This window comes from Oceanisphaera marina (assembly GCF_014643915.1).
Classification (GTDB): Bacteria; Pseudomonadota; Gammaproteobacteria; order Enterobacterales; family Aeromonadaceae; genus Oceanimonas; species Oceanimonas marina.
The window spans coordinates 18,956-37,850 of the sequence record NZ_BMKE01000013.1; the positions used below are offsets into that span (position 1 = coordinate 18,956).

Annotated in this window: 22 protein-coding genes; 15 read left to right on the forward strand and 7 right to left on the reverse strand. The window is 51.5% G+C overall.

The features are described from left to right. Positions 1 to 111 precede the first annotated feature (111 nt). From IEW52_RS09100 to IEW52_RS09110, 3 genes are all read right to left on the reverse strand, one after another. Positions 112 to 411, reverse strand: a complete 300-nt coding sequence (locus IEW52_RS09100) for a YciI family protein (protein ID WP_188629759.1) — start codon at positions 409 to 411, stop codon at positions 112 to 114. An 88-nt stretch (positions 412 to 499) separates the two neighbouring features. Continuing rightward, positions 500 to 1,036: a septation protein A gene (locus IEW52_RS09105; RefSeq protein WP_188629760.1), complete on the reverse strand. Its 537-nt coding sequence runs from the start codon at positions 1,034 to 1,036 to the stop codon at positions 500 to 502. Positions 1,037 to 1,124: 88 nt separating this feature from the next. Further along, complete coding sequence (locus IEW52_RS09110; RefSeq protein WP_229667867.1) at positions 1,125 to 2,276, reverse strand: flagellar assembly protein T N-terminal domain-containing protein; 1,152 nt, start codon at positions 2,274 to 2,276, stop codon at positions 1,125 to 1,127. Positions 2,277 to 2,545: 269 nt separating this feature from the next. On the opposite strand from IEW52_RS09110, the gene IEW52_RS09115 reads away from it, so the two are divergent. Both IEW52_RS09115 and IEW52_RS09120 read left to right on the forward strand, forming a co-directional pair. Beyond that, positions 2,546 to 3,289 carry a FlgO family outer membrane protein gene (locus tag IEW52_RS09115; protein ID WP_188629761.1) on the forward strand — a complete coding sequence of 248 codons (744 nt, stop codon included), beginning with the start codon at positions 2,546 to 2,548 and terminating at the stop codon, positions 3,287 to 3,289. Then, positions 3,279 to 3,674, forward strand: coding sequence for an LPP20 family lipoprotein (locus IEW52_RS09120; RefSeq protein WP_188629762.1), 396 nt, complete (start codon positions 3,279 to 3,281; stop codon positions 3,672 to 3,674). The genes IEW52_RS09115 and IEW52_RS09120 overlap by 11 nt, the downstream gene beginning before the upstream one ends. A 79-nt stretch (positions 3,675 to 3,753) precedes the next feature. Here the strand turns inward: IEW52_RS09120 and IEW52_RS09125 are convergent, their stop codons facing one another. The 3 genes from IEW52_RS09125 to flgA form a co-directional block, all read right to left on the reverse strand. Then, positions 3,754 to 4,167: a flagella synthesis protein FlgN gene (locus tag IEW52_RS09125; protein WP_188629763.1), complete on the reverse strand. Its 414-nt coding sequence runs from the start codon at positions 4,165 to 4,167 to the stop codon at positions 3,754 to 3,756. Between the two features lies 1 nt (position 4,168). Continuing rightward, positions 4,169 to 4,486 carry a flagellar biosynthesis anti-sigma factor FlgM gene (gene flgM, locus IEW52_RS09130; RefSeq protein ID WP_188629764.1) on the reverse strand — a complete coding sequence of 106 codons (318 nt, stop codon included), beginning with the start codon at positions 4,484 to 4,486 and terminating at the stop codon, positions 4,169 to 4,171. A gap of 70 nt (positions 4,487 to 4,556) precedes the next feature. Then, positions 4,557 to 5,312, reverse strand: coding sequence for a flagellar basal body P-ring formation chaperone FlgA (gene flgA / locus IEW52_RS09135; protein ID WP_188629765.1), 756 nt, complete (start codon positions 5,310 to 5,312; stop codon positions 4,557 to 4,559). 158 nt (positions 5,313 to 5,470) lie between these two features. Between flgA and IEW52_RS09140 the strand changes: the two genes are divergently transcribed. From IEW52_RS09140 to flgL, 13 genes are all read left to right on the forward strand, one after another. Further along, entirely contained in the window at positions 5,471 to 6,382 is a 912-nt protein-coding gene (locus IEW52_RS09140; RefSeq protein ID WP_188629766.1) for a chemotaxis protein CheV, read from the forward strand. A 19-nt stretch (positions 6,383 to 6,401) separates the two neighbouring features. Continuing rightward, positions 6,402 to 7,223, forward strand: a complete 822-nt coding sequence (locus IEW52_RS09145; RefSeq protein WP_188629767.1) for a CheR family methyltransferase — start codon at positions 6,402 to 6,404, stop codon at positions 7,221 to 7,223. 99 nt (positions 7,224 to 7,322) lie between these two features. Continuing rightward, positions 7,323 to 7,724, forward strand: a complete 402-nt coding sequence (flgB, locus tag IEW52_RS09150) for a flagellar basal body rod protein FlgB (RefSeq protein ID WP_188629768.1) — start codon at positions 7,323 to 7,325, stop codon at positions 7,722 to 7,724. Beyond that, complete coding sequence (flgC, locus tag IEW52_RS09155) at positions 7,721 to 8,140, forward strand: flagellar basal body rod protein FlgC (protein ID WP_188629769.1); 420 nt, start codon at positions 7,721 to 7,723, stop codon at positions 8,138 to 8,140. Before flgB ends, flgC begins: the two co-directional genes overlap by 4 nt. 6 nt (positions 8,141 to 8,146) lie before the next feature. Further along, on the forward strand, positions 8,147 to 8,845 hold the full coding sequence (locus IEW52_RS09160) for a flagellar hook assembly protein FlgD (protein ID WP_188629770.1): 699 nt from the start codon (positions 8,147 to 8,149) through the stop codon (positions 8,843 to 8,845). An 11-nt stretch (positions 8,846 to 8,856) separates the two neighbouring features. Continuing rightward, positions 8,857 to 10,107: a flagellar hook protein FlgE gene (gene flgE, locus IEW52_RS09165; protein ID WP_188629771.1), complete on the forward strand. Its 1,251-nt coding sequence runs from the start codon at positions 8,857 to 8,859 to the stop codon at positions 10,105 to 10,107. A gap of 420 nt (positions 10,108 to 10,527) precedes the next feature. Further along, positions 10,528 to 11,271, forward strand: coding sequence for a flagellar basal-body rod protein FlgF (flgF, locus tag IEW52_RS09170; protein ID WP_188629772.1), 744 nt, complete (start codon positions 10,528 to 10,530; stop codon positions 11,269 to 11,271). An 11-nt stretch (positions 11,272 to 11,282) separates the two neighbouring features. Beyond that, positions 11,283 to 12,071: a flagellar basal-body rod protein FlgG gene (flgG, locus tag IEW52_RS09175; protein ID WP_188629773.1), complete on the forward strand. Its 789-nt coding sequence runs from the start codon at positions 11,283 to 11,285 to the stop codon at positions 12,069 to 12,071. A 32-nt stretch (positions 12,072 to 12,103) separates the two neighbouring features. Further along, a complete protein-coding gene (flgH, locus tag IEW52_RS09180; protein WP_229667876.1) occupies positions 12,104 to 12,781 on the forward strand; it encodes a flagellar basal body L-ring protein FlgH in 678 nt (225 codons plus the stop codon). A 318-nt stretch (positions 12,782 to 13,099) separates the two neighbouring features. Next, on the forward strand, positions 13,100 to 14,203 hold the full coding sequence (locus tag IEW52_RS09185; RefSeq protein WP_188629775.1) for a flagellar basal body P-ring protein FlgI: 1,104 nt from the start codon (positions 13,100 to 13,102) through the stop codon (positions 14,201 to 14,203). 157 nt (positions 14,204 to 14,360) lie between these two features. After that, on the forward strand, positions 14,361 to 15,401 hold the full coding sequence (gene flgJ, locus IEW52_RS09190; RefSeq protein ID WP_188629776.1) for a flagellar assembly peptidoglycan hydrolase FlgJ: 1,041 nt from the start codon (positions 14,361 to 14,363) through the stop codon (positions 15,399 to 15,401). A gap of 9 nt (positions 15,402 to 15,410) precedes the next feature. Continuing rightward, on the forward strand, positions 15,411 to 17,402 hold the full coding sequence (flgK, locus tag IEW52_RS09195) for a flagellar hook-associated protein FlgK (RefSeq protein WP_188629777.1): 1,992 nt from the start codon (positions 15,411 to 15,413) through the stop codon (positions 17,400 to 17,402). Positions 17,403 to 17,411: 9 nt separating this feature from the next. Further along, positions 17,412 to 18,686, forward strand: a complete 1,275-nt coding sequence (gene flgL, locus IEW52_RS09200) for a flagellar hook-associated protein FlgL (RefSeq protein WP_188629778.1) — start codon at positions 17,412 to 17,414, stop codon at positions 18,684 to 18,686. 50 nt (positions 18,687 to 18,736) lie between these two features. Here the strand turns inward: flgL and IEW52_RS09205 are convergent, their stop codons facing one another. Continuing rightward, the gene (locus tag IEW52_RS09205; protein WP_188629779.1) at positions 18,737 to 18,886 is read right to left on the reverse strand and encodes a hypothetical protein; all 150 of its coding nucleotides are present in this window, start codon (positions 18,884 to 18,886) and stop codon (positions 18,737 to 18,739) included. Positions 18,887 to 18,895: the final 9 nt, after the last annotated feature.

The window sequence follows — 18,895 nt, forward strand, 5'->3', positions numbered from 1 at the left end:
CCAATGGACACTACCAAGCCTCGTCCATAAGTGAGAATAAAGCCAATATTTGAGTGATAATTAAGCAGCAAGGAGAGGGGAGGTTAAAAAAACCGGCCGAAGCCGGTTACATCAGGGTAGGACTTTTTTGAAGGGTTTGACTATAACAGTGTCATATACGCCTGCTGCCACATAGGGGTCGGCATCGGCCCAGGTCTGGGCTGCCGCCAACGATTCGAACTCGGCAATAACGGTACTGCCGCTAAAGCCTGCTTCACCCGGATCGTCGGCATCAATAGCAGGGTTAGGGCCGGCTACCAGCAAACGGCCTTCATCAGCCAATGCCTGCAAACGCTCCAGGTGCGCAGGGCGCGCTTCTTTGCGTAATGGCAAACTGTTTGCCTTGTCCTGAGCAAAAATGACATACCACATTGTCTCTTTTCCTTGTTGTGGGTGAGTAGTAATAAAGCAGGCTGCGTAGGCAGCCTGCAAATGATTGATATTGTGAGCGCCAAGGGCGTTATTTTTCCAGCGCCTGCTGTTGGCGATACAGATAAATTGCGGTGGCAAAGGTGAACAGCAGTGTCATGCCCAGCAAGCCAAATACCTTGAAGTTAACCCATACTTCTTGCGGCAGACTGAATGCCACATAGACATTGAGTGCGCCACATACGGCAAAAAAACCAACCCAAGCCAAATTGGCCTTATCCCATATGGTATCGGGCAGCGTCATTTCCTTGCCCAGCATTTGCTTGATCAGGTTTTTACGAAAACCGTAACGGCTAACCAAAAGCCCGATGGCAAACAGGCCATTAACGGCGGTGACTTTCCACTTTATAAAGGCGTCGTCTTGAAAGAACATGGTAAGGCCACCGAAGAACAGCACCAGTACCAGAGTCACTAAATGCATTTTTTCCAGCTTTTTGTGTTTGAGCCAAAATACCAGCATTTGAATGCAGGTGGCGGCCATCAGGGCGCCGGTAGCGGCATAGATATCCACGGTTTTATAGACCGCAAAAAAGATAATCAGGGGAATAAATTCAATAAGCTGTTTCATTAGGGTAATCCAGACAACAAATATGCTGACAGTTTACCCATAGCGCGCATCGCTGGCAAAGAAAGCCGAACAAACAAGGTTCCGGGCTTTACTGTACCGAGGTCAGCATGTCACCGGGCGTCACTCTAACCTGTCTTGCCTGGCTGTCTGCGGGCGTTAGCAGACTGTAATCGGTGTGACTTTGTTGCACCACAAACTGGGCCTTGGACGAGGTTTCGCTGTAGTAACCGGGTTGCAGCTGGCGGCGATGAACAAGGGTGAAACGATCGCCCGGCTGAATGCCGGCCTGGCGGCCAAGGTCCATTAAAATGCCTTCTTCAGACTGCTGCAAAATATGGCCGATGGCCTTCATGCACGACTGGGCATTAATCACGTCGCGCGCAATGCGTTGTAGCAGCTGATCGGCTGATTGCCCATAACCAGACTGCCAAAAACTGTGCTCTTGCACATTTACCCTGGCGTGCTTGCTGTAAGCCCAGGGGGCTTGCGCCTGATAACGCTGTTGCAGTAGTTGCTCGCCGGTAAAACTGTCTTCCAGCGTAATCAAGATGCTGAACTGGCGTGGCATGTCGCTAAAGCGCCATTTGGCCCAGTTACCTTCTTCCATGCTGATGTCATTGATCACACCGCTTAACAGCAGTCTTGATTGTTGCTGACTGGCCAAGACATCGGCGCCCTGGCGCAATCCCTGGCTGCGGGGGAGCTGGCGGTCCGTATTCAGCTGGTAGGGCAGCTGTGTCATCAAATTGACGGTGGGTGCCAGATGCTGGGCCAGTTTGGCGGTAACGGCCGTACCCAACTCATAAATTTGACCAAAGCGGGCTTGCTCAGGGTGTTGCAGTGGAAAGCGACTGAGAGTGATACCGGGTCGATAACGGCCTACACACTGAGGCTGCACCTCTGCATTGGGCCAAATGTCGGCTCTTAAGGTCAGCCATAACCGTCCTTGAGCCCGGCGTTCTTTAACGACGACATAATCCATGAGTTCCCCCTGCGCCGCCACATCCAGCTGCTGGCCAGAGAGAGCCCCGTTGGTGACAGACTGCACCGTGGTAATCGAGGCTCCCGCCTGCAGCAAGGCATCGGTTAAAGCCTGTTCCAATGCTTGCTGGCGGGCTGACTCGGCCCCCAGACTGAGCGGTGCCGAACCTTCGGCCTGGTACCAGTCGGCATTGGCCGTTAATGGCAGGGTCAGTGGTACCAGCAGTAGCAAAGAGGGCAAAAGGGCTTTTATTGACACGGGATCATCCTGTGTTGAGAGGGCTGCTAAAGAAAAAGTCACGACGTCGGTCAATTCTTGGCAAGGATTATGCAAAAACCTTGCCTGATAACCATGAAAATAAGCTAACCATGGGTTTGAGGCTGGTTTTATCACGAATTTATCGGTATATCAGTAACTGATACTTTGATTTGCCTGGCTCAAGGGCGTCGTTATGTTGGCGGCGGGTAAAGTTTGCTCTGAGCTGGCCGATAGCCTCAGTGATGTTATTTACTTTAACGGGAGTCATGATGAGTAAACCCTTTTTTCTGGTGGCTGTGCTGGGCTTGGTCGCCTGCACGGCCACAGAAGAACAGCAGTTTGATGATCAACATCATTATCTGCCCCATGATCATGCGTCCCATTATATCAATCGTAAACCGCTGGGGCCTTTACCTGGCCCGGAAGTGTCGCCTCGCCATAGCCAGGACGGCGTGCCCATGCGTATGAGTGCCGGTACCCGCAGTGCTTATCTGCCACAGGCCGGCCCGTCTTTGGTGGGAGGCCAAACGCAACTGCAACAGCATATGTCGGCATTGGCGTACCGCCTGGTATCCGGTGCTCATCATCTGAACAATCAGTCGGGCATTGCCGTCAGTGGTTTTGTGGATCAGCAGGACTATCAAACCCAGGACGACTTTAGCCGCTTGCTGTCAGAAACCATGATGTTTCAGCTTAATCAGTATGGTTTGCGCGTCGTGGACTTTAAAACCCTGCCTTTTATTCGAATAACCCCAGAAGGCGACGTCAGCACCAGTCGTGATTATCGTCAGTTAAGCTCGCGCATTGGCGCCCGTTATTTGCTGCATGGCACCGTCAGTGAAACCACAGGGGGGCGCCTGGTTAATGCCCGTTTGGTGTCGATGGGAGACAACAGCCTGATTGCCAGTGCCCAACAGTTTATTCCCGAATACCTGGTCGCGAGCCTGCTGCAGGCCAAAGGCCCGCAAACGCGGGTGATCACGCCAGCTGAAAGGAGCCGTTATGCGAAGTAAAATTTGGCTACTGTTGTTGGTCGTTTTAGCCGGATGCAGCGCCCAGCAGGGCGGGGTAAAGGCGGCCAGAAATCACATTTACGCGGTGGGCTATGCTCCCATCAGCTTGCAGCAGCCTGCAGATCATCAACAAAAGCTGTTACACGCCATGCGCGCTTCTAAAATGGATGCCTATCGCGAGCTTACCGAACAACTGGGCGGGGTGATGACCTCAAGTTCAAGCACCATGAACAGCAATATACTGCAAGACGGGACTGTCAGTAACAGCAGCCGAGGTGTAGTACGTGGCGCCAGAGTGGTAAACAGCTATCCAGACGGCGACATGTACGTCACCGAGCTTGAGTTGGATTTGAAGGTGTATGAAAAGCTACGTCTCGGAAGATAAACGGTACGGCAACGCCTGGCCAACATACAGCACGAATGTAGTAGCTCAATCTGGCAGCGCCGGATCCGATGTGCGGAAACTAAACCTTGAACCCGGCACCTTTGTTAATGCCCTTGGTGTGACCCTTTTGATCATAGGTCATGCTCTGGCGCTCGTGCAGCTTGCTTAAAATATTGGTCAGTTGTCGAACCCCGTTTAACGATTGTTCCAGCAGTTGTTCGGCCACCTGGCTTTGCTCCTGGCATTGTTCTACCAATTCGCGTAACTGGCTAACCTGCTCTTTAAACTCATCGTTTAATTGTGCCCGCTCTGGGTGATTGGCCAGTTGGTGGTCGGTTGCCTGAATCTGGCCAAGCAACGTTTGTTTTTGCTCGGTCAGTGGGGGGAGTTCAAGCGCTTTGCGTTTAACAATCAACTCAAGCTCTTGTCGGGTAATATCCAGCAGTTGCTCGAGTTGAGATGCTTGTTGGTCTAGCAGCGCAGCAATAGACATATTAAAGGCCTTCCAGGTCCTGTTCGAAACGAGAAATATTCGCCGCCAGCTTATCGCTGTCTACCTGATAACTGCCTTCGTTAATGGCTTTTTTCAAGGCTTCCAGCCGAGCACTATTGTCGGGTGCCGGTGTGTTTACCAGGGTTTGCTGTACCTGACCAAGACGCTGAGCTTGAGGCGTTAATGTCACTGAGTCCTGGTTGGCAGACGTTGCGCTGGGTTTGGTACCCGCTGCAATATCGTTAGTAACGCTTTGTTTGTATTTGTTGGCAAGTGGCGCGTTATTGCCAATACCCGCGGGTAATTTATCGATAGCCATAATGTTATTGTCCTGAACTACTGCTGCGTAGAAGGGGTATCGGCCTTGTCAGCAATAACTTTAGCAGAATTTACAACTTCACCTGCACTTGTCCGGCCGCCACAATACGGGCACTGATTTTACGACCAGAGTTCAGGTTACTGACGCGAATGTTGTCGTTAAAGGCGCCATCTTCTTCGGCTATGCCATCGGTTTTCAGCATCAGTCCGCCGGTTTGCGCCAAAATACTGACCTTGTCTCCCTTGCACACTACGCAAAGTTGACTGCTTCGTATCGGCTGCCCCGGGCGTAAATCACGCTTGCTGCGTGAACCGACCAGATCGCTGGGGTTGCTGAAAATATCTCCACGCAGCAATACTTCATCTTGATAGTCTACGCTTAAATGCTGAGCCTGCAGCAGGGTGTTGCGGGCAATGGGATCAAGCGCCGTCACTACGGGTTTGAGTACTCTTACCCGCACCGGCACAAATATCTCCCAGCCCGGATCTTCATGACACTGTAAATACACATGGGTATTGCGTTGTACCTCACCCGCACCGCGAATATCGGCGGTCAGCTTGCCCAGGCATTCTGTGAGTGGCAAACGGGTATCTATGCTGGCCGCGGTGACTTCCAGTTTATCGTCTGATTGTACCGGCACCAGGTTGCGAACGTAGTCTTCGGCATAACGGCGAATATCATCATGCACCGAGTTGTAACCGGAAGTTTGTGCCTGTGCCGATCCCAATACGCCACAAAACAGCAGTCCGGCAAGAAAACGACGGTAATTTGTCGACCAGCGATGAGGTTGACTGATGTGACAAAACCCAAAATTAATCTTAAGCATTACTACCTCATGGCCGATAAAGAACGTAAGCTGGCCTCAGTTGGCGTCCGCTTTGTGCGGGTGTTAAGCTAACGCTGGACAATTGCACAACAATCATAAAATAAGCATAAAACATGCCATGAGTATTTATTATTGATGGCATAGATGGAGAAGCGGTAATGGCAGGGATACTCGACTCAGTAAACCAAAGAACACAACTTGTAGGTCAAAACAGGCTGGAGCTGTTGTTATTCAAGCTTAACGGGCGTCAAAGATTTGGCATAAACGTGTTCAAGGTAAAGGAAGTACTGCAGTGCCCCAAACTGACGGCGTTACCGCAATGTAACCCCGTGATTAAAGGGGTAGCCAATATGCGTGGCAAAACCATTTCCATCATCGATATCAGCAAGGCCATGGGCGGGCGCGCCGTAGAGCAGACCGAAAACAGCTTTATTATCATTTCTGAATATAACCGCTCGGTACAAGGTTTTTTGGTGGACTCGGTTGAACGTATTATCAACGTTAACTGGGAGTCGATTTTGCCGCCCCCCAAAGGCGCGGGTCGTTCAAACTACATGACGGCAGTCACCGAAATTGACGGCGAGCTGGTTGAGATTCTTGATGTAGAAAAAATCCTTGATGAAATCATGCCAAAGAGCACGGCGGTAAAAAGAGAGTTGGTTGACCAGTTTTCTCACGCTGGCACAATGCACAAGCCAATCTTGATTGCCGACGACTCTTCAGTGGCTCGTCGCCAGATCCAAAAAACAATGGAAACTCTGGGCTTTAACGTGATTGTCACCGAAAACGGCAAGCTGGCGCTGAACAAACTGAAAGAGATGGCGGCACAAGGGCCGATTGAAGATCAGCTATCCATGGTGATTTCCGATGTGGAAATGCCCGAAATGGACGGCTATACCCTGACCGCCGAAATTCGCAATACTCCGGCGCTGAAGGGGTTGCATGTTATTTTGCATACGTCCTTGAGTGGCGTGTTCAATAAGGCGCTGATTGAAAAAGTAGGCGCCGATAATTTTATTGCCAAATTCGATCCCGACGAGTTGGCATCGGCAGTCAAGAAGGCACTCTGAACAGGTGTAAAGGAAACGGATGAAAAATCTGACCGACGAACAGTACCGCGCGTTTTGCCAGTTTCTTGAAGCAAGCACAGGCATAGTGCTGGGCGACAATAAGCAGTATTTAGTAAAAAGCCGGCTGTCTCCGCTGTTAGCTCGCTTTCACATCGAGTCACTGGACGACTTGATCGTTAAAACCATGTCGCCCCGTGAACGAGAACTGAAAACGGCGGTGATTGATGCAATGACCACAAATGAAACCTTATGGTTTCGTGATGCCTATCCTTTTACCTTGTTGAGTGACAAGCTGTTTCCGGAGCTGGCCAAGCCCGGTAAAACCTTGAAAGTCTGGTCTTCTGCCAGCTCATCAGGCCAAGAGCCTTACTCCATTGCCATGACCGCACTGGAATATCAGGCTCGTAAGCCTGGCGGTTTGCCGGGGCTGCAAATTGTTGCCACCGATATTTCCAGCAGCATGCTGGAACAGTGCAAAAGTGGTATTTACGACAGCTTGTCACTGGCTCGGGGTTTGTCTCCGGAACGCAGGAGTCACTTTTTTACGCCACTTGCCGATGGCAAGATGCAGTTGCAGCCCAAAGTCAGAAACATGGTCTCGTTTCGGCCATTCAACCTGCTGGATAGCTATAGCCTGCTGGGCAAGTTCGACATTATTTTCTGTCGTAACGTCTTGATTTACTTTTCACCGGCCAACAAAACCAAGATTCTCAATCAGTTTGCCCAGGCCTTGAATCCGGGTGGTTACCTGTTGCTGGGGGCCTCCGAATCACTCACGGGCTTATCGGACAAGTTTGAAATGATCCGCTGCAACCCCGGTATTATTTACCGCCTCAAATAGCATTCGGCACCTTTTGTGTTGTTTGGCACAAGCCTTGCATTAATTCTGGTAATAATAGGAATGCAACAAATTTGGCCAACATAACGCAAGAGGTGCTGGGTGGCGATTTCCTTCGACAAAGCCTTTGGTATTCATCAACACGCCCTGGTAACACGTTCCGAGCGTGCCGAACTGCTGGCCAGTAATCTGGCCAATGCCGACACGCCCGGATACAAAGCCAAAGACATGGATTTTCAGGCGGCACTGAGTCAGGCGCAAAACAACCAGGGTTTCTCACTCGCCCGCACCAGCCAACAGCATTTTGCCGTTAATCTGGCGCCCCCCGGCGCCGTGCAGTTTCGGGTACCTAATCAACCCGATACCGGTGATGGTAATACGGTGGATGTGCAAACCGAACGTAATAGTTATATGGAAAACGCCTTGCAGTACCAGGCTTCGCTTGAATTTTTGAACGGCAAAATCAGCGGGCTGCTAAAAGCGATTAAAGGAGATTCAATGTGAGCCTATTTAAGGTATTTGATATTTCCGGCAGCGCCATGAGCGCTCAGTCGGTACGGCTGAATACAACCGCCAGTAACCTGGCCAACGCCGACAGCGTGAGTTCCAGCATTAACGAAACCTATCGCGCCCGCAAGCCGGTATTTGCCGCTGATTTAAATCAGGCCCTGTCGGACCGCCAGGAAAGCGTCGGTGTTAAAGTGATGGGCATCGTTGAAACCGACAAGCCGTTACTAAAAGAATTTCATCCCGATCATCCCATGGCAGATGCAGACGGCTTTATTTACAAGCCTAACGTCAACGTGGTTGAAGAAATGACCGACATGTTGAGTGCCTCGCGTAACTATCAGACCAACGTACAGGTAGCCGATGCCGCCAAACAAATGCTGCAGCAAACGCTGCGTCTGGGTAAGGGGTAATAGCAGATGCAAGTTAACCAGGATTATCTTAACGGCCTGAAGTGGCCGGGCGAACAAAGCCCCGCAGATAAGGCAAAAGATCCCAGCCGGGCACAGTTAGGCCAGGAAGACTTTTTTGCCCTTATGACCCAGCAGCTGGCCTATCAAGACCCGTTTAAACCGGCAGATAACTCGGACATGATTGCCCAGATGACCGCCTTTACCAGCGCGGACGGCATCAGCAACATGGGGGAGCAGTTGAAAGGGTTAAGCGAGGTGATGACTTCTAGCCAGGCACTGCAAGCCTCTAGCCTGGTCGGGCAAAAAGTGTTGCTGCCCAGTGATTTGGCGTATTGGGACCAATCCGAGCCAGTAGAGGGGGTTGCCGTAACCGGAGAGGGGGCAAGCAACGTACTGATTCGCATTGAAAATGAAAAAGGCGAACTGGTGCGCACCATGTCGTTAGATGGCCCACAGCGCGGCAACGTTCCCTTTAGCTGGGACGGACTCAACGACCAGGGCGAGCCTGCCGAGACGGGGCGTTACAAGATTAAAGTGAGCGGTTTGATTGATAACCAGCGCGAAGATTTGAATGCGTTGGCTTTCGGCCACGTAGATAGCGTTACTCTGGGCAGTGCAAATAGCCCGACCTTGGTCAATCTTACAGGTTTGGGCGGTATTCCCCTGAATCAGGTACTTGAAATTGCCGGCCGTAAAGCCGCGTAAGGAGCACATAAATGTCATTTAATATTGCCCTCAGCGGCGTGAATGCAGCCCAGAAAGATCTGGACGTAACGGCCAACAACATTGCCAACGTTAATACCATTGGCTTTAAAGAATCCCGCGCCGAGTTTTCTGATGTATACGCCAACTCTATTTTCGCCAACGCCAAAACCCAAACCGGTAGTGGCGTGCAAACCGCAGCTGTATCACAGCAGTTTCACCAGGGTGCCTTGCAGTTCACCAATAACTCGCTGGATATGGCCATTAACGGCAGTGGCTTTTTTGTGATGTCTAACGAGCAGGACTCTTTGGATCGCACCTTCACCCGTGCCGGTGCTTTTCGATTAAATGATGAAGGTTTTGTGACTAACTCCCAAGGCCATTACCTGCAAACCTACAAGGCTAACGCCGACGGCACGCCTGCAGGCTTAGGTATCAACAGTACTCAGGCATTAAAAATTCCTGATAAAGCCGGTCAACCTCAAGCAACGGAAAATGTAAAAACCGGCATTAATTTACCAACTAAAGCGGAGATACCAACCGACCCTTTTGATGCAGAAGATTCATCAACGTATACCTCATCAACCTCTATGACGATCTATGATTCATTAGGGGATACTCATACCTTGACTCAGTACTTTGTTAAAACAGGGCCGGCAAGTTCAGGTGATCCTAATACTTGGGAAATGCGTGTTCATGTTGATGGAGTTGAGGCTTTAGCTGCAACGACGTTAACATTTGATAATAGCGGGGTGTTAACAACACCAGACCCTGCCGAATTTACAACCAATGCACTGGGCTTTACTAATGGCTCTGATCCTAGCCAACAAATTGATATTAAAATTCCAACTGCCACTTTAAACTCAGGCCCCTTTGAAGTGACTCAGTCTAACCAAGACGGTACTACAGTGGGCCGTTTGACTAAGGTTGATGTGGGCCCAGACGGTTTAGTACAAGCGACTTACAGTAATGGCAGCACCGAAAATCTGGGCATAGTCGCCATGGCGCGCTTCCCCAACGATCAGGGGCTGACCCAGGTGGGGGATACCCAGTGGCGCGAGTCGTTGTTGTCAGGTGAAGTGGTCACCGGTCAGCCGAATACCGGCGTATTCGGCAAGGTGAGTGTAGCGGCGCTCGAGAGCTCGAACACCAACCTGACCACCGAGCTGGTGGACTTGATCACCGCGCAGCGTAATTTCCAGGCCAACTCTCGGGCCCTGGAAGTGAACAGCACATTGCAGCAAACCATACTGCAGATACGTTAACAGACAGCTTTCAGGCATAAGCTGTCAGCAACAGAAAGGCCAAACACCGCTCCCTTAAGAGCGGTGTTTTTGTTTAACGTAAGGCGATGTTCTGTAGGCTAGAGCTTTAGCTGCTAGTCCCGTCTTAGCGGGATTTTGGTTTTAGACCTAAATCTTCTGCTTTGCAGAATTCGCAGCTAAAGCGCGAAGCTACAAGAAGTGCAGTGTAGTGTGTGGCAGGGCCTCTTCTTTGTAAATATAAGCGCTGGACTAGAACAGGCGGGGTTTATCTTTAACTCCCAGCCTACGGCTTATCGCTTTCATCTTTATTAGTGGCACTATTTTTGCATTGTATTTAGTCAATTAGCTGACAGCGACAGGTCTTTTAGTGCCTGTCAGCACTAATCAGTACTTATTCGGCAACTCGTCGACGGAGCTGAAATGGATCATTTGCTTTATATCGCCATGTCTGGCGCCAAAGAAAACATGCACAGCGTGGCCGTACGCTCCAACAATCTGGCCAACGCCAATACCACAGGTTTTAAAGCCGATATGGAGCAGGCGCGCGCCATGCAGGCTTTTGGCGAAGGTCTGCCGACACGGGTGTTTGCCATGACCGAACGGCCGGGGCAAAACTTTTCCTCCGGGCCCATACAAACTACGGGACGGGATCTTGACGTTGCCGTGGCCGGTGACGGCTGGTTGGCGGTAGAGTCTAAAGACGGCTCCGAAGCTTATACCCGCTTTGGTAGTCTGCAGGTTTCGCCAGAAGGCCTGCTGCAAACCAGTAATGGCCTGAACGTGCTGGATGATGGCGGCGGCCCCATTTTCTTGCCACTGCCGTTAGAAAAAATGGAAATCAATAAAGACGGTACCATTTTTGCCCGACTGGAAGGCGAGCCCGCCAATGGCGGTGAAGAGCTGCAGCGCATTAAAACCGTACTGCCCAACAATGGCGATTTGGAAAAAGGACAAGATGGCCTGTTTCGCCGTAAAGACGGCCAGGTGGAAGCGCCCTCGGCCCAGGTGCAACTGCTGGCCGGTGCACTGGAAGGCAGCAACGTTAACCCGGTAGCCGAAATGACCCACTTAATTGATTTGCAGCGCCGCTTTGAAACTCAGCTGAAAATGATGAGCCACGCCGAAGAAAACGACAAAGCTCATGCCCAGCTGCTGCGCATCTAAAGGAGATTACAATGAACCCTGCATTATGGATTAGTAAAACCGGCCTGGATGCTCAGCAGACCAATATTTCGGTGACTTCAAACAACCTGGCCAACGCCAGCACGGTCGGCTTTAAAAAAGGCCGCGCCATATTTGAAGACTTGCTCTACCAAAATATTCATCAGCCCGGTGGCCGCGCCACTGCCGATACCAACCTGCCTTCTGGTTTAATGCTGGGTGCCGGTAGCAAGGTGGTGGCCACGCAAAAAACCTTTACCCAAGGCAGTGTGCAAACCACTGATAATGCCCTGGATGTAATGATAGACGGCCGTGGCTTCTTTGAAGTGTTACTGCCAGACGGTACCACCGGCTATACCCGTAATGGTCAGTTTGCCCTTAATGACGAAGGCGTGATTGTTACCCCGGGTAACGGCTATCCGCTGCAGCCCGAAATGCAAATCCCCGAAAATGCGCAAAGTATCAGTATCGGCACCAATGGTGAAGTCTCGGTGCAAATGGCGGGGCAGGCTGAATCGCAGATTATTGGTCAGCTTATTATCAGCGACTTTGCCAACCCCGCCGGTCTGCAGCCAAAAGGCGAAAACCTGTATCTGGAAACACAGTCCAGCGGTGCCGCCCTGCAAGGAATTGCCGGTGCCGACGGTTATGGCACCATTAAACAGGGCATGCTGGAAACCTCCAACGTGAACGTGACCGAAGAACTGGTTAACCTGATCCAGGCCCAGCGGGTATACGAGATGAACTCCAAGGTGATCTCGGCCGTCGATGACATGATGGCGTACGTTAACCAGCAGCTGTAATTCATAACAGGATGAGCGCGATGCGAAATATGATGGCCGCGGTAGTCAGGGTGGCGCTAATCGTCGTTGGGTTGGCAGGGTGTACCAGTACCCCTTATACCCCTAAACCGGACGATCCGGCCTTTGCGCCGGTTATTCCCAGCATGAGCGAACAACAGCTGGAGCCTAACGGTGCTATTTTTCAGGATAACTACGCCAACAGCCTGTATTCCGACATTAAAGCGCACCGCGTGGGTGACATCATTACCGTGGACTTAGCCGAATCGACCCGGGCGCAAAAGCGCGCCACTACCCAGCAGGGCAAAGATTCCAGCGTGAACATTGCGGCACCGACCATTGGCGCCCGGGGCATCAGCATTGCGGGTAATCCTTTTAGTGCCTCTTTGTCCAGCAGCAACGAGTTTGATGGCCAGGCCAACACCAACCAAAGCAACAGCCTGCAAGGCAGTATTACCGTGAGCGTGGCTCAGGTGCTGGCCAACGGAAATCTGATGGTGCAGGGCGAAAAGTGGATCATGCTGAATACCGGTGAAGAGTATGTGCGCATCAGCGGTATGATCCGACCACAGGATATTGGCGCCGACAACAGAGTCGAGTCCAGCCGAGTGGCCAACGCCCGCATCTATTACGGCGGTACCGGCGACTTTGCCAACACCCAAACCCGCGGCTGGCTGGCCAAGTTTTTCAACAGCGAGTGGATGCCGTTTTAATGACGTGTTTTGTAGGCTGCCGCTTTAGCTGGCAGTCCCGTCTCGGCGGGATTAAAACTATTCTGCTAACGCAGAACCTGCAGCTAAAGCGCAGGGCTACAGGGTGTGGTGTCTTGTGGTTCTGCCGTCATCCTGACGCACGTCAGGATCTCGGTTTTAAGTTTTTTGTAGGGGCGAATTCATTCGACCAACATGGTGGCACGGTTTTAAAACGGGTAAATACATTCGCCTTGCGTCACTGTGTTTTATGCTTCACTAAGCACTGAACACTAAGCATTCAACACTAACGAAGCTTTCAGCTTCGTTCAGGAGAAATACATGAAGCAGCTTTTGGCCGTAATACTCAGCCTGATGTTACTACCAAGCTTACTCATACCCGCCCAGGCGGCGCGTATTAAAGACATCAGCTCGGTGGCAGGGGTGCGGGCCAACCAGCTGGTGGGGTATGGCCTGGTGGTGGGCCTGCCTGGCACCGGCGAGCGAAACAACGCCTTTGCTGCCCAAACGTTCAGAACCATGCTCAACAACTTTGGCATTACGGTGCCCGAGGATATGCGGCCCAAAATGAAAGACGTGGCTCCGGTGGCGGTGCATGCCGAGCTGCCGGCGTTTGCCAAACCTGGCCAAACCATCGATATTACGGTATCCGCTATCGGCGAAGCCAAAAGCCTGCGTGGTGGTACCTTGCTGCAAACCTTCCTGAAAGGGGTAGATGGTCGTGTGTATGCTCTGGCCCAAGGCAGTCTGGTGGTAGGCGGTTTAGGGGCCGAAGGCGCCGACGGCTCTTCCATCATGATCAATATTCCCACCGTGGGCCGTATTCCTGGCGGAGCCATGGTAGAGCGTGAAGTACAAAGCTCCTTTGGCCGTGGCGACACCATTACCTTTAACCTGCATCGCTCCGATTTTACCACGGCCAAGCGCATGGCAGAGGTGATTAACGACCTGGTGGGCCCCAATAACGCCCAGGCGCTTGATGCGACCTCGGTACAGGTATATGCACCGCGTGACCCAGGCCAGCGAGTCAGTTATCTGTCGACCCTGGAAAATCTGGTGATAGATGTCGCCGATGAAGCCGCCAAAATTATCATCAATTCCCGCACCGGTACGGTAGTGATTGGCCAGCAGGTACAGTTAAAACCGGCTGCCATCACTCATGGCGGGTTAACCATTACCATTTCGGAAAATCCCCAGGTGTCTCAGCCAAACGCCCTGGCCGGAGGCGAGACGGTGGTGGTGCCAAACACCAATATCAACGTTGAACAGCAAGACGGCCGCATGTTCAAGCTCGACACCGGTACCACGCTTGATGACCTGGTGCGTGCGGTGAACCAGGTTGGCGTAGCCCCGGGTGATTTGGTCGCCATATTGGAAGCATTACGCCAGGCCGGCGCCATACAAGGCGAACTGGTTATTATTTAACTGGCGGTGAAGGGTAAAGAGTGAAGGGTAAAGCGGACAAGCCAACACAGCAGGTCCGACGTATTTGGTAATCTAGCCATCAGGATCTCGGTTTTAGGTGTAGGTGTTTTCCACTTCACACATCACTCTTTACACTTTACGAGCATGGGAGTAGCGGATGAAACCGGTCGATTCATACAGTAACAGCCTGCTGGCCAACGACATTCAAGGCCTGGACAAGCTGCGCCAACAAGGCTTTGCCGAAGATAGAGGCAAGGCGCTAGATGAAGCGGCGCGTCAGTTTGAAAGCCTGTTTACGCAACAGCTGTTTAAGTCGATGCGCGCCGCCAACAAGGTATTTGAAGCCGACGGCCCCATGAACAGCCGTTATACCGAATATTATCAAGACATGCATGACCAGCAGATGTCGGCAGAGCTTAGCAAGCGCGGTAGCCTGGGACTGGCGGACTTGGTGAGCAAACAGCTGGGTGGCGAGCAGCCTGCAGCGCAACCCGAAGCGCGTCATTTTGACCTCACCGACGTACGCCGGATACAAGGCAAAGTGGTTCGGCCATTGGGCGCAGACGCAGTGGCCGAGGCCGTTGAAAAAGCCAAACAAGGAGCGCGCCCGCCGTTGCAAGCGGCCGCTGATAATCCTGCTGATAGCTTGTTAGCCAACAAGGCTCTGCCTGGCAGCTCTCTGTCCAACAACAAGAACGCAGTGACTTACAGTGCCAGCGAGCCATTTCGCTCGCCAGAAGACTTTGTGCGCCGCTTGATGCCCGCCGCGGTAGCAGCCGGAAAACGCATGGGACTGCCCCCTGAGGCCATGCTGGCGCAGGCGGCCCTTGAAACAGGCTGGGGTAAAAAGATCATCGGGCCAAAAAATAGTGACTCCAGCCATAATCTTTTTGGCATCAAGGCCGATAACAGTTGGAATAACGCAAAAAAATGGGTGAATACTCTGGAATATGAGCAGGGCATTGCCGTTAAAGTAAAAGCCCCGTTTCGCGCCTACGGCTCGTTTAACGACAGTTTTAACGACTATGTGGACTTCTTGCATCAAAATCCGCGCTACGGCGAGGCCTTGCAGCAAACCGATTCACCGAGACAATACTTTAAAGCATTACAAGAGGCCGGTTATGCCACCGACCCCAAATATGCCGATAAATTAAGTTCTATTTTCAATACCGTTACCCGCTTGGCAGCACAAGCATAAGGACTCATTATGGCTGTTGATTTGTATCAAACCGGTGTCAGTGGTTTGCTGGCCGCACAAGGCCAACTGGCGACCACCGGCCATAACATTGCCAACGTGAATACCGAAGGCTATAGCCGCCAACGGGTAGAGCAAATGACGACCCTGCATATGCAATCGGGCAGCCAGTTTTATGGCACCGGCACTCGGGTAACCGACGTGACGCGCATGTATCAGGAATACGCCTTTAAAGACGTGCTGGTCAACAATACCGAAAAGGCCGGCGCCGAAGCTCTGTATAATCAATTGAGTTTTCTGGATCAAAGCCTGTCGGGGGTGAACAAGGGGCTCGCCACCAGCCTGGATGATATGTACAAAGCCATTAACGCCGTGGTCGATAATCCGGGCAACCTGGGTAACCGAGAGCTGATGCTGGCGAATGCTAAAGATATTACCAACCACTTTAATGAATATTACAGTGCATTAGAGCAAGAAACTGTCATTAAAAACCGTGATATTCAGTCACGAGCCGATCATGTGACCTCACTGACTGCGGGCATTGCCGAGCTGAATCAGCAAATAATGAATGCTGGTCTGAACGGCACGCCCAATGATTTGCTCGACCAGCGCGATCGCTTGATCCAGGATCTTGGCCAGGAAGTGAAAATAACCACCTTGAAAGGCCACGATGGCATGATCTCGGTGATGCTGGACGGGCGCGAGCCCTTGGTGAGTGGCAACCAGGCTTATGGCATGGAAGTCCGCCTTGGCTCACCAGACCCACAGCAAACCGAACTGTATTTAACCAGCCCCAACAATCCTGATCAGGCCACGCGCATTAAAGGCAGCCAGGCACTGGGGGGGGAAATGGGGGCTTTATTCCATTATCGCGATCAGGTATTAGGCCCCAATTTGAGCGACATGGGTAAAGTGGCCATTGCGATTGCCGATGCCTTTAACGAGGTGCAAAAGCAAGGCGTGGACTTGAATGGCCTACCAGGTAAAAACTTTTTCGCCGACATTAATGCTCCTGACGCTCAAAAGCATCGATTTATCGGTAATAATCCCGCCATTAGCGGGGCGGTAGAGATTACCGATACCGGCAAGCTCACCGGTGGCGAATATACGCTTAAATTTAAAGGCAGTGGTGCCTATGAATTAACGGATATCACCACCGGCAAGTCGTATGACGTGAATGCAACAGCGGCCGCGGCGCCCAGTACCGAGCAGACCTTAACCTTATCTGGGCCTGAACCGCTTCCCAATTTAGGCTTTAACATAACCCTAAATGACGTGCCCAACACCAACGACGAAATGCAAATTCGACCCACCCGCCAAGGCGGTAACGAGTTAAAAGTCGAACTCAACACCGGTGATCAAATTGCCGCCTCTGGCTCGATTATGGTCGATGCCAATAAAGACAACACCGGTACCACCAAAGTGGGCGTGCAGTTGGTTGAACCTACGGCACCGGCAACGGCCATTCCTAAAGCGGATTATCCGCTGACCGTGAAAGTTGAAGATGACGGAACGGCCAGCACACCGCCGGTGTTGCTGTATAACGTGTATGACGTTAGCGGAACGGCAATTGGCACTTCGGTCACACCGGATGCGGACGGTAATATCACCATTGGTGATGTACAAATGAACATTAAAGGCACGCCTGCAGAATACGATCAATTTGTAATCAAACAAGCCAAAGGCTCGGGCAACAATACCAACGCCCTGGCCTTTGCCGATTTGCAAAACAAAAAATGGCTTAACAACGGTAAGTCGACCGTGACCGACAGCCTGAATCAAACGGCGGTAGAGATAGGCGGGCTTACTAAAAATCAGCGGGTAAAAGCCGAAGCCGCCGGGGCGGCCTACAAGCAGTCTTACGACCGCATGCTGTCTACCTCTGGGGTCAACCTGGATGAAGAAGCCGTCAATCTGTTACGTTACCAGCAGTCTTACATGGCCTCGGCACGGGTGGTTACCGTGGCGTCCGAAACCATGAACACGCTCTTGCAGATACGCTAAGGAATCGTCATGCGCATAGCCAGTTTTCAATTTATTCAGCGTAACCTGGACAATATCAGTGCCCGTTCTTCTGAGGCCCATCGCCAACTGGGCCAAATGTCATCCAGCAAACGCGTTGATAAACCCAGTGACGATCCGGTATCGGCTAACGGTATTCTTAACTACAAGCAAGAGCTGCGTAAAATTGAGCAATACCAAAATAATATCAATCTGGCTGAAAACCGGCTGCGCCGAGAAGAAACCGGTCTGACCAGCGGTGAGAATATCACCCAGCAAGTCAAAGAGATTATGCTCAAGGCCAACAACCCGGCCATTACCCAAAATGAACGCGACGCCTTCAAAAGCGAGCTGCAAAGTCGCATCGATGAAATGCTGGATATTGCCAACAGCAAAGATGAGTTTGGTCAGGCTATCTTCGGTGGCTTTCAAACCGACAGTGATCCTTTTACCTTTGATGATAAAGGCAACATCGTCTATAGCGGTGACAGCGGTCAGCGGCAAATGGTGATTGGCGACAGTGTAAAAGTTGAATTAAACCACGATGGCGAGCTGGTATTCGGCGGCGTACCCAATCCGCGCGGCGACTTCACCGTGGACTACAGTGGAGTGAAAGGTGAGTCTCGCGAAGACCAGGTACGGGTAGAGAGTATTAACATCGTCGATCGTGCCAGTTTTAGTGACCAAAAAAATTACAGCGTCGAATTTGTGGGTAAATTGCCGGCTGATCCTGAATCAGAAGAAATATTTTATGTTGTTAAAGATGCAACCGGCACCCCGATAGCGCCCACCGACCCTACCGACCCGTTAACGCAGCTGCCTTATGATCCTCTTAATCCCATTGCCGTTGATGGCATAGAAATTAAGGTAAAGGGTGACGTTAAAATTGGCGATGAAATTACCTTAAACTCAAGCGTTCAAGACGGTACAGGTCAGGATGACGTAGGTGTGTTTGATATTTTAAATCGCGCCAAACAGTGGCTGGAAACAGACGGCCATACAGCCAAAGGTCAAAGTGAGATGATCGACATTCTGGATGAACTCGACGCCATGGGCGGCCACTTCACCCAGGTACGCGCTGACACCGGTAACCGTATGCAGCGTCTCGATAACCAAAAAGAGACCCATAGCGAAATGACGCTCACCCTAGACAAACTACGCAGCGGCATGGAAGACCTGGACTACGCCAAAGCCGCCGGCGAATTCAGCCAAACCATGGTTGCCCTGCAAGCAACCCAAACCATGTTCGGCAAAATCCAGAACATGAGCTTGTTTAATTATATCTAGGGCTTAGCCAGTGAAGGGGAAAGAGTGAAGGGGAAAAGAAAACAGAAACCTCAAAAATAGCGCCCAGTTAAACCCAAAGCACCGCCCCACAAAGGCGGTGTTTTTTGCTTTTGTGTTTTGTAGGCGAACGTTTGCTCTCGCATTTCGCCAAAGGCGGCACGATTCAGGTCAAAGCTCTTTTTTGCGAAGTGTTTTTTCACCAGGAGGGC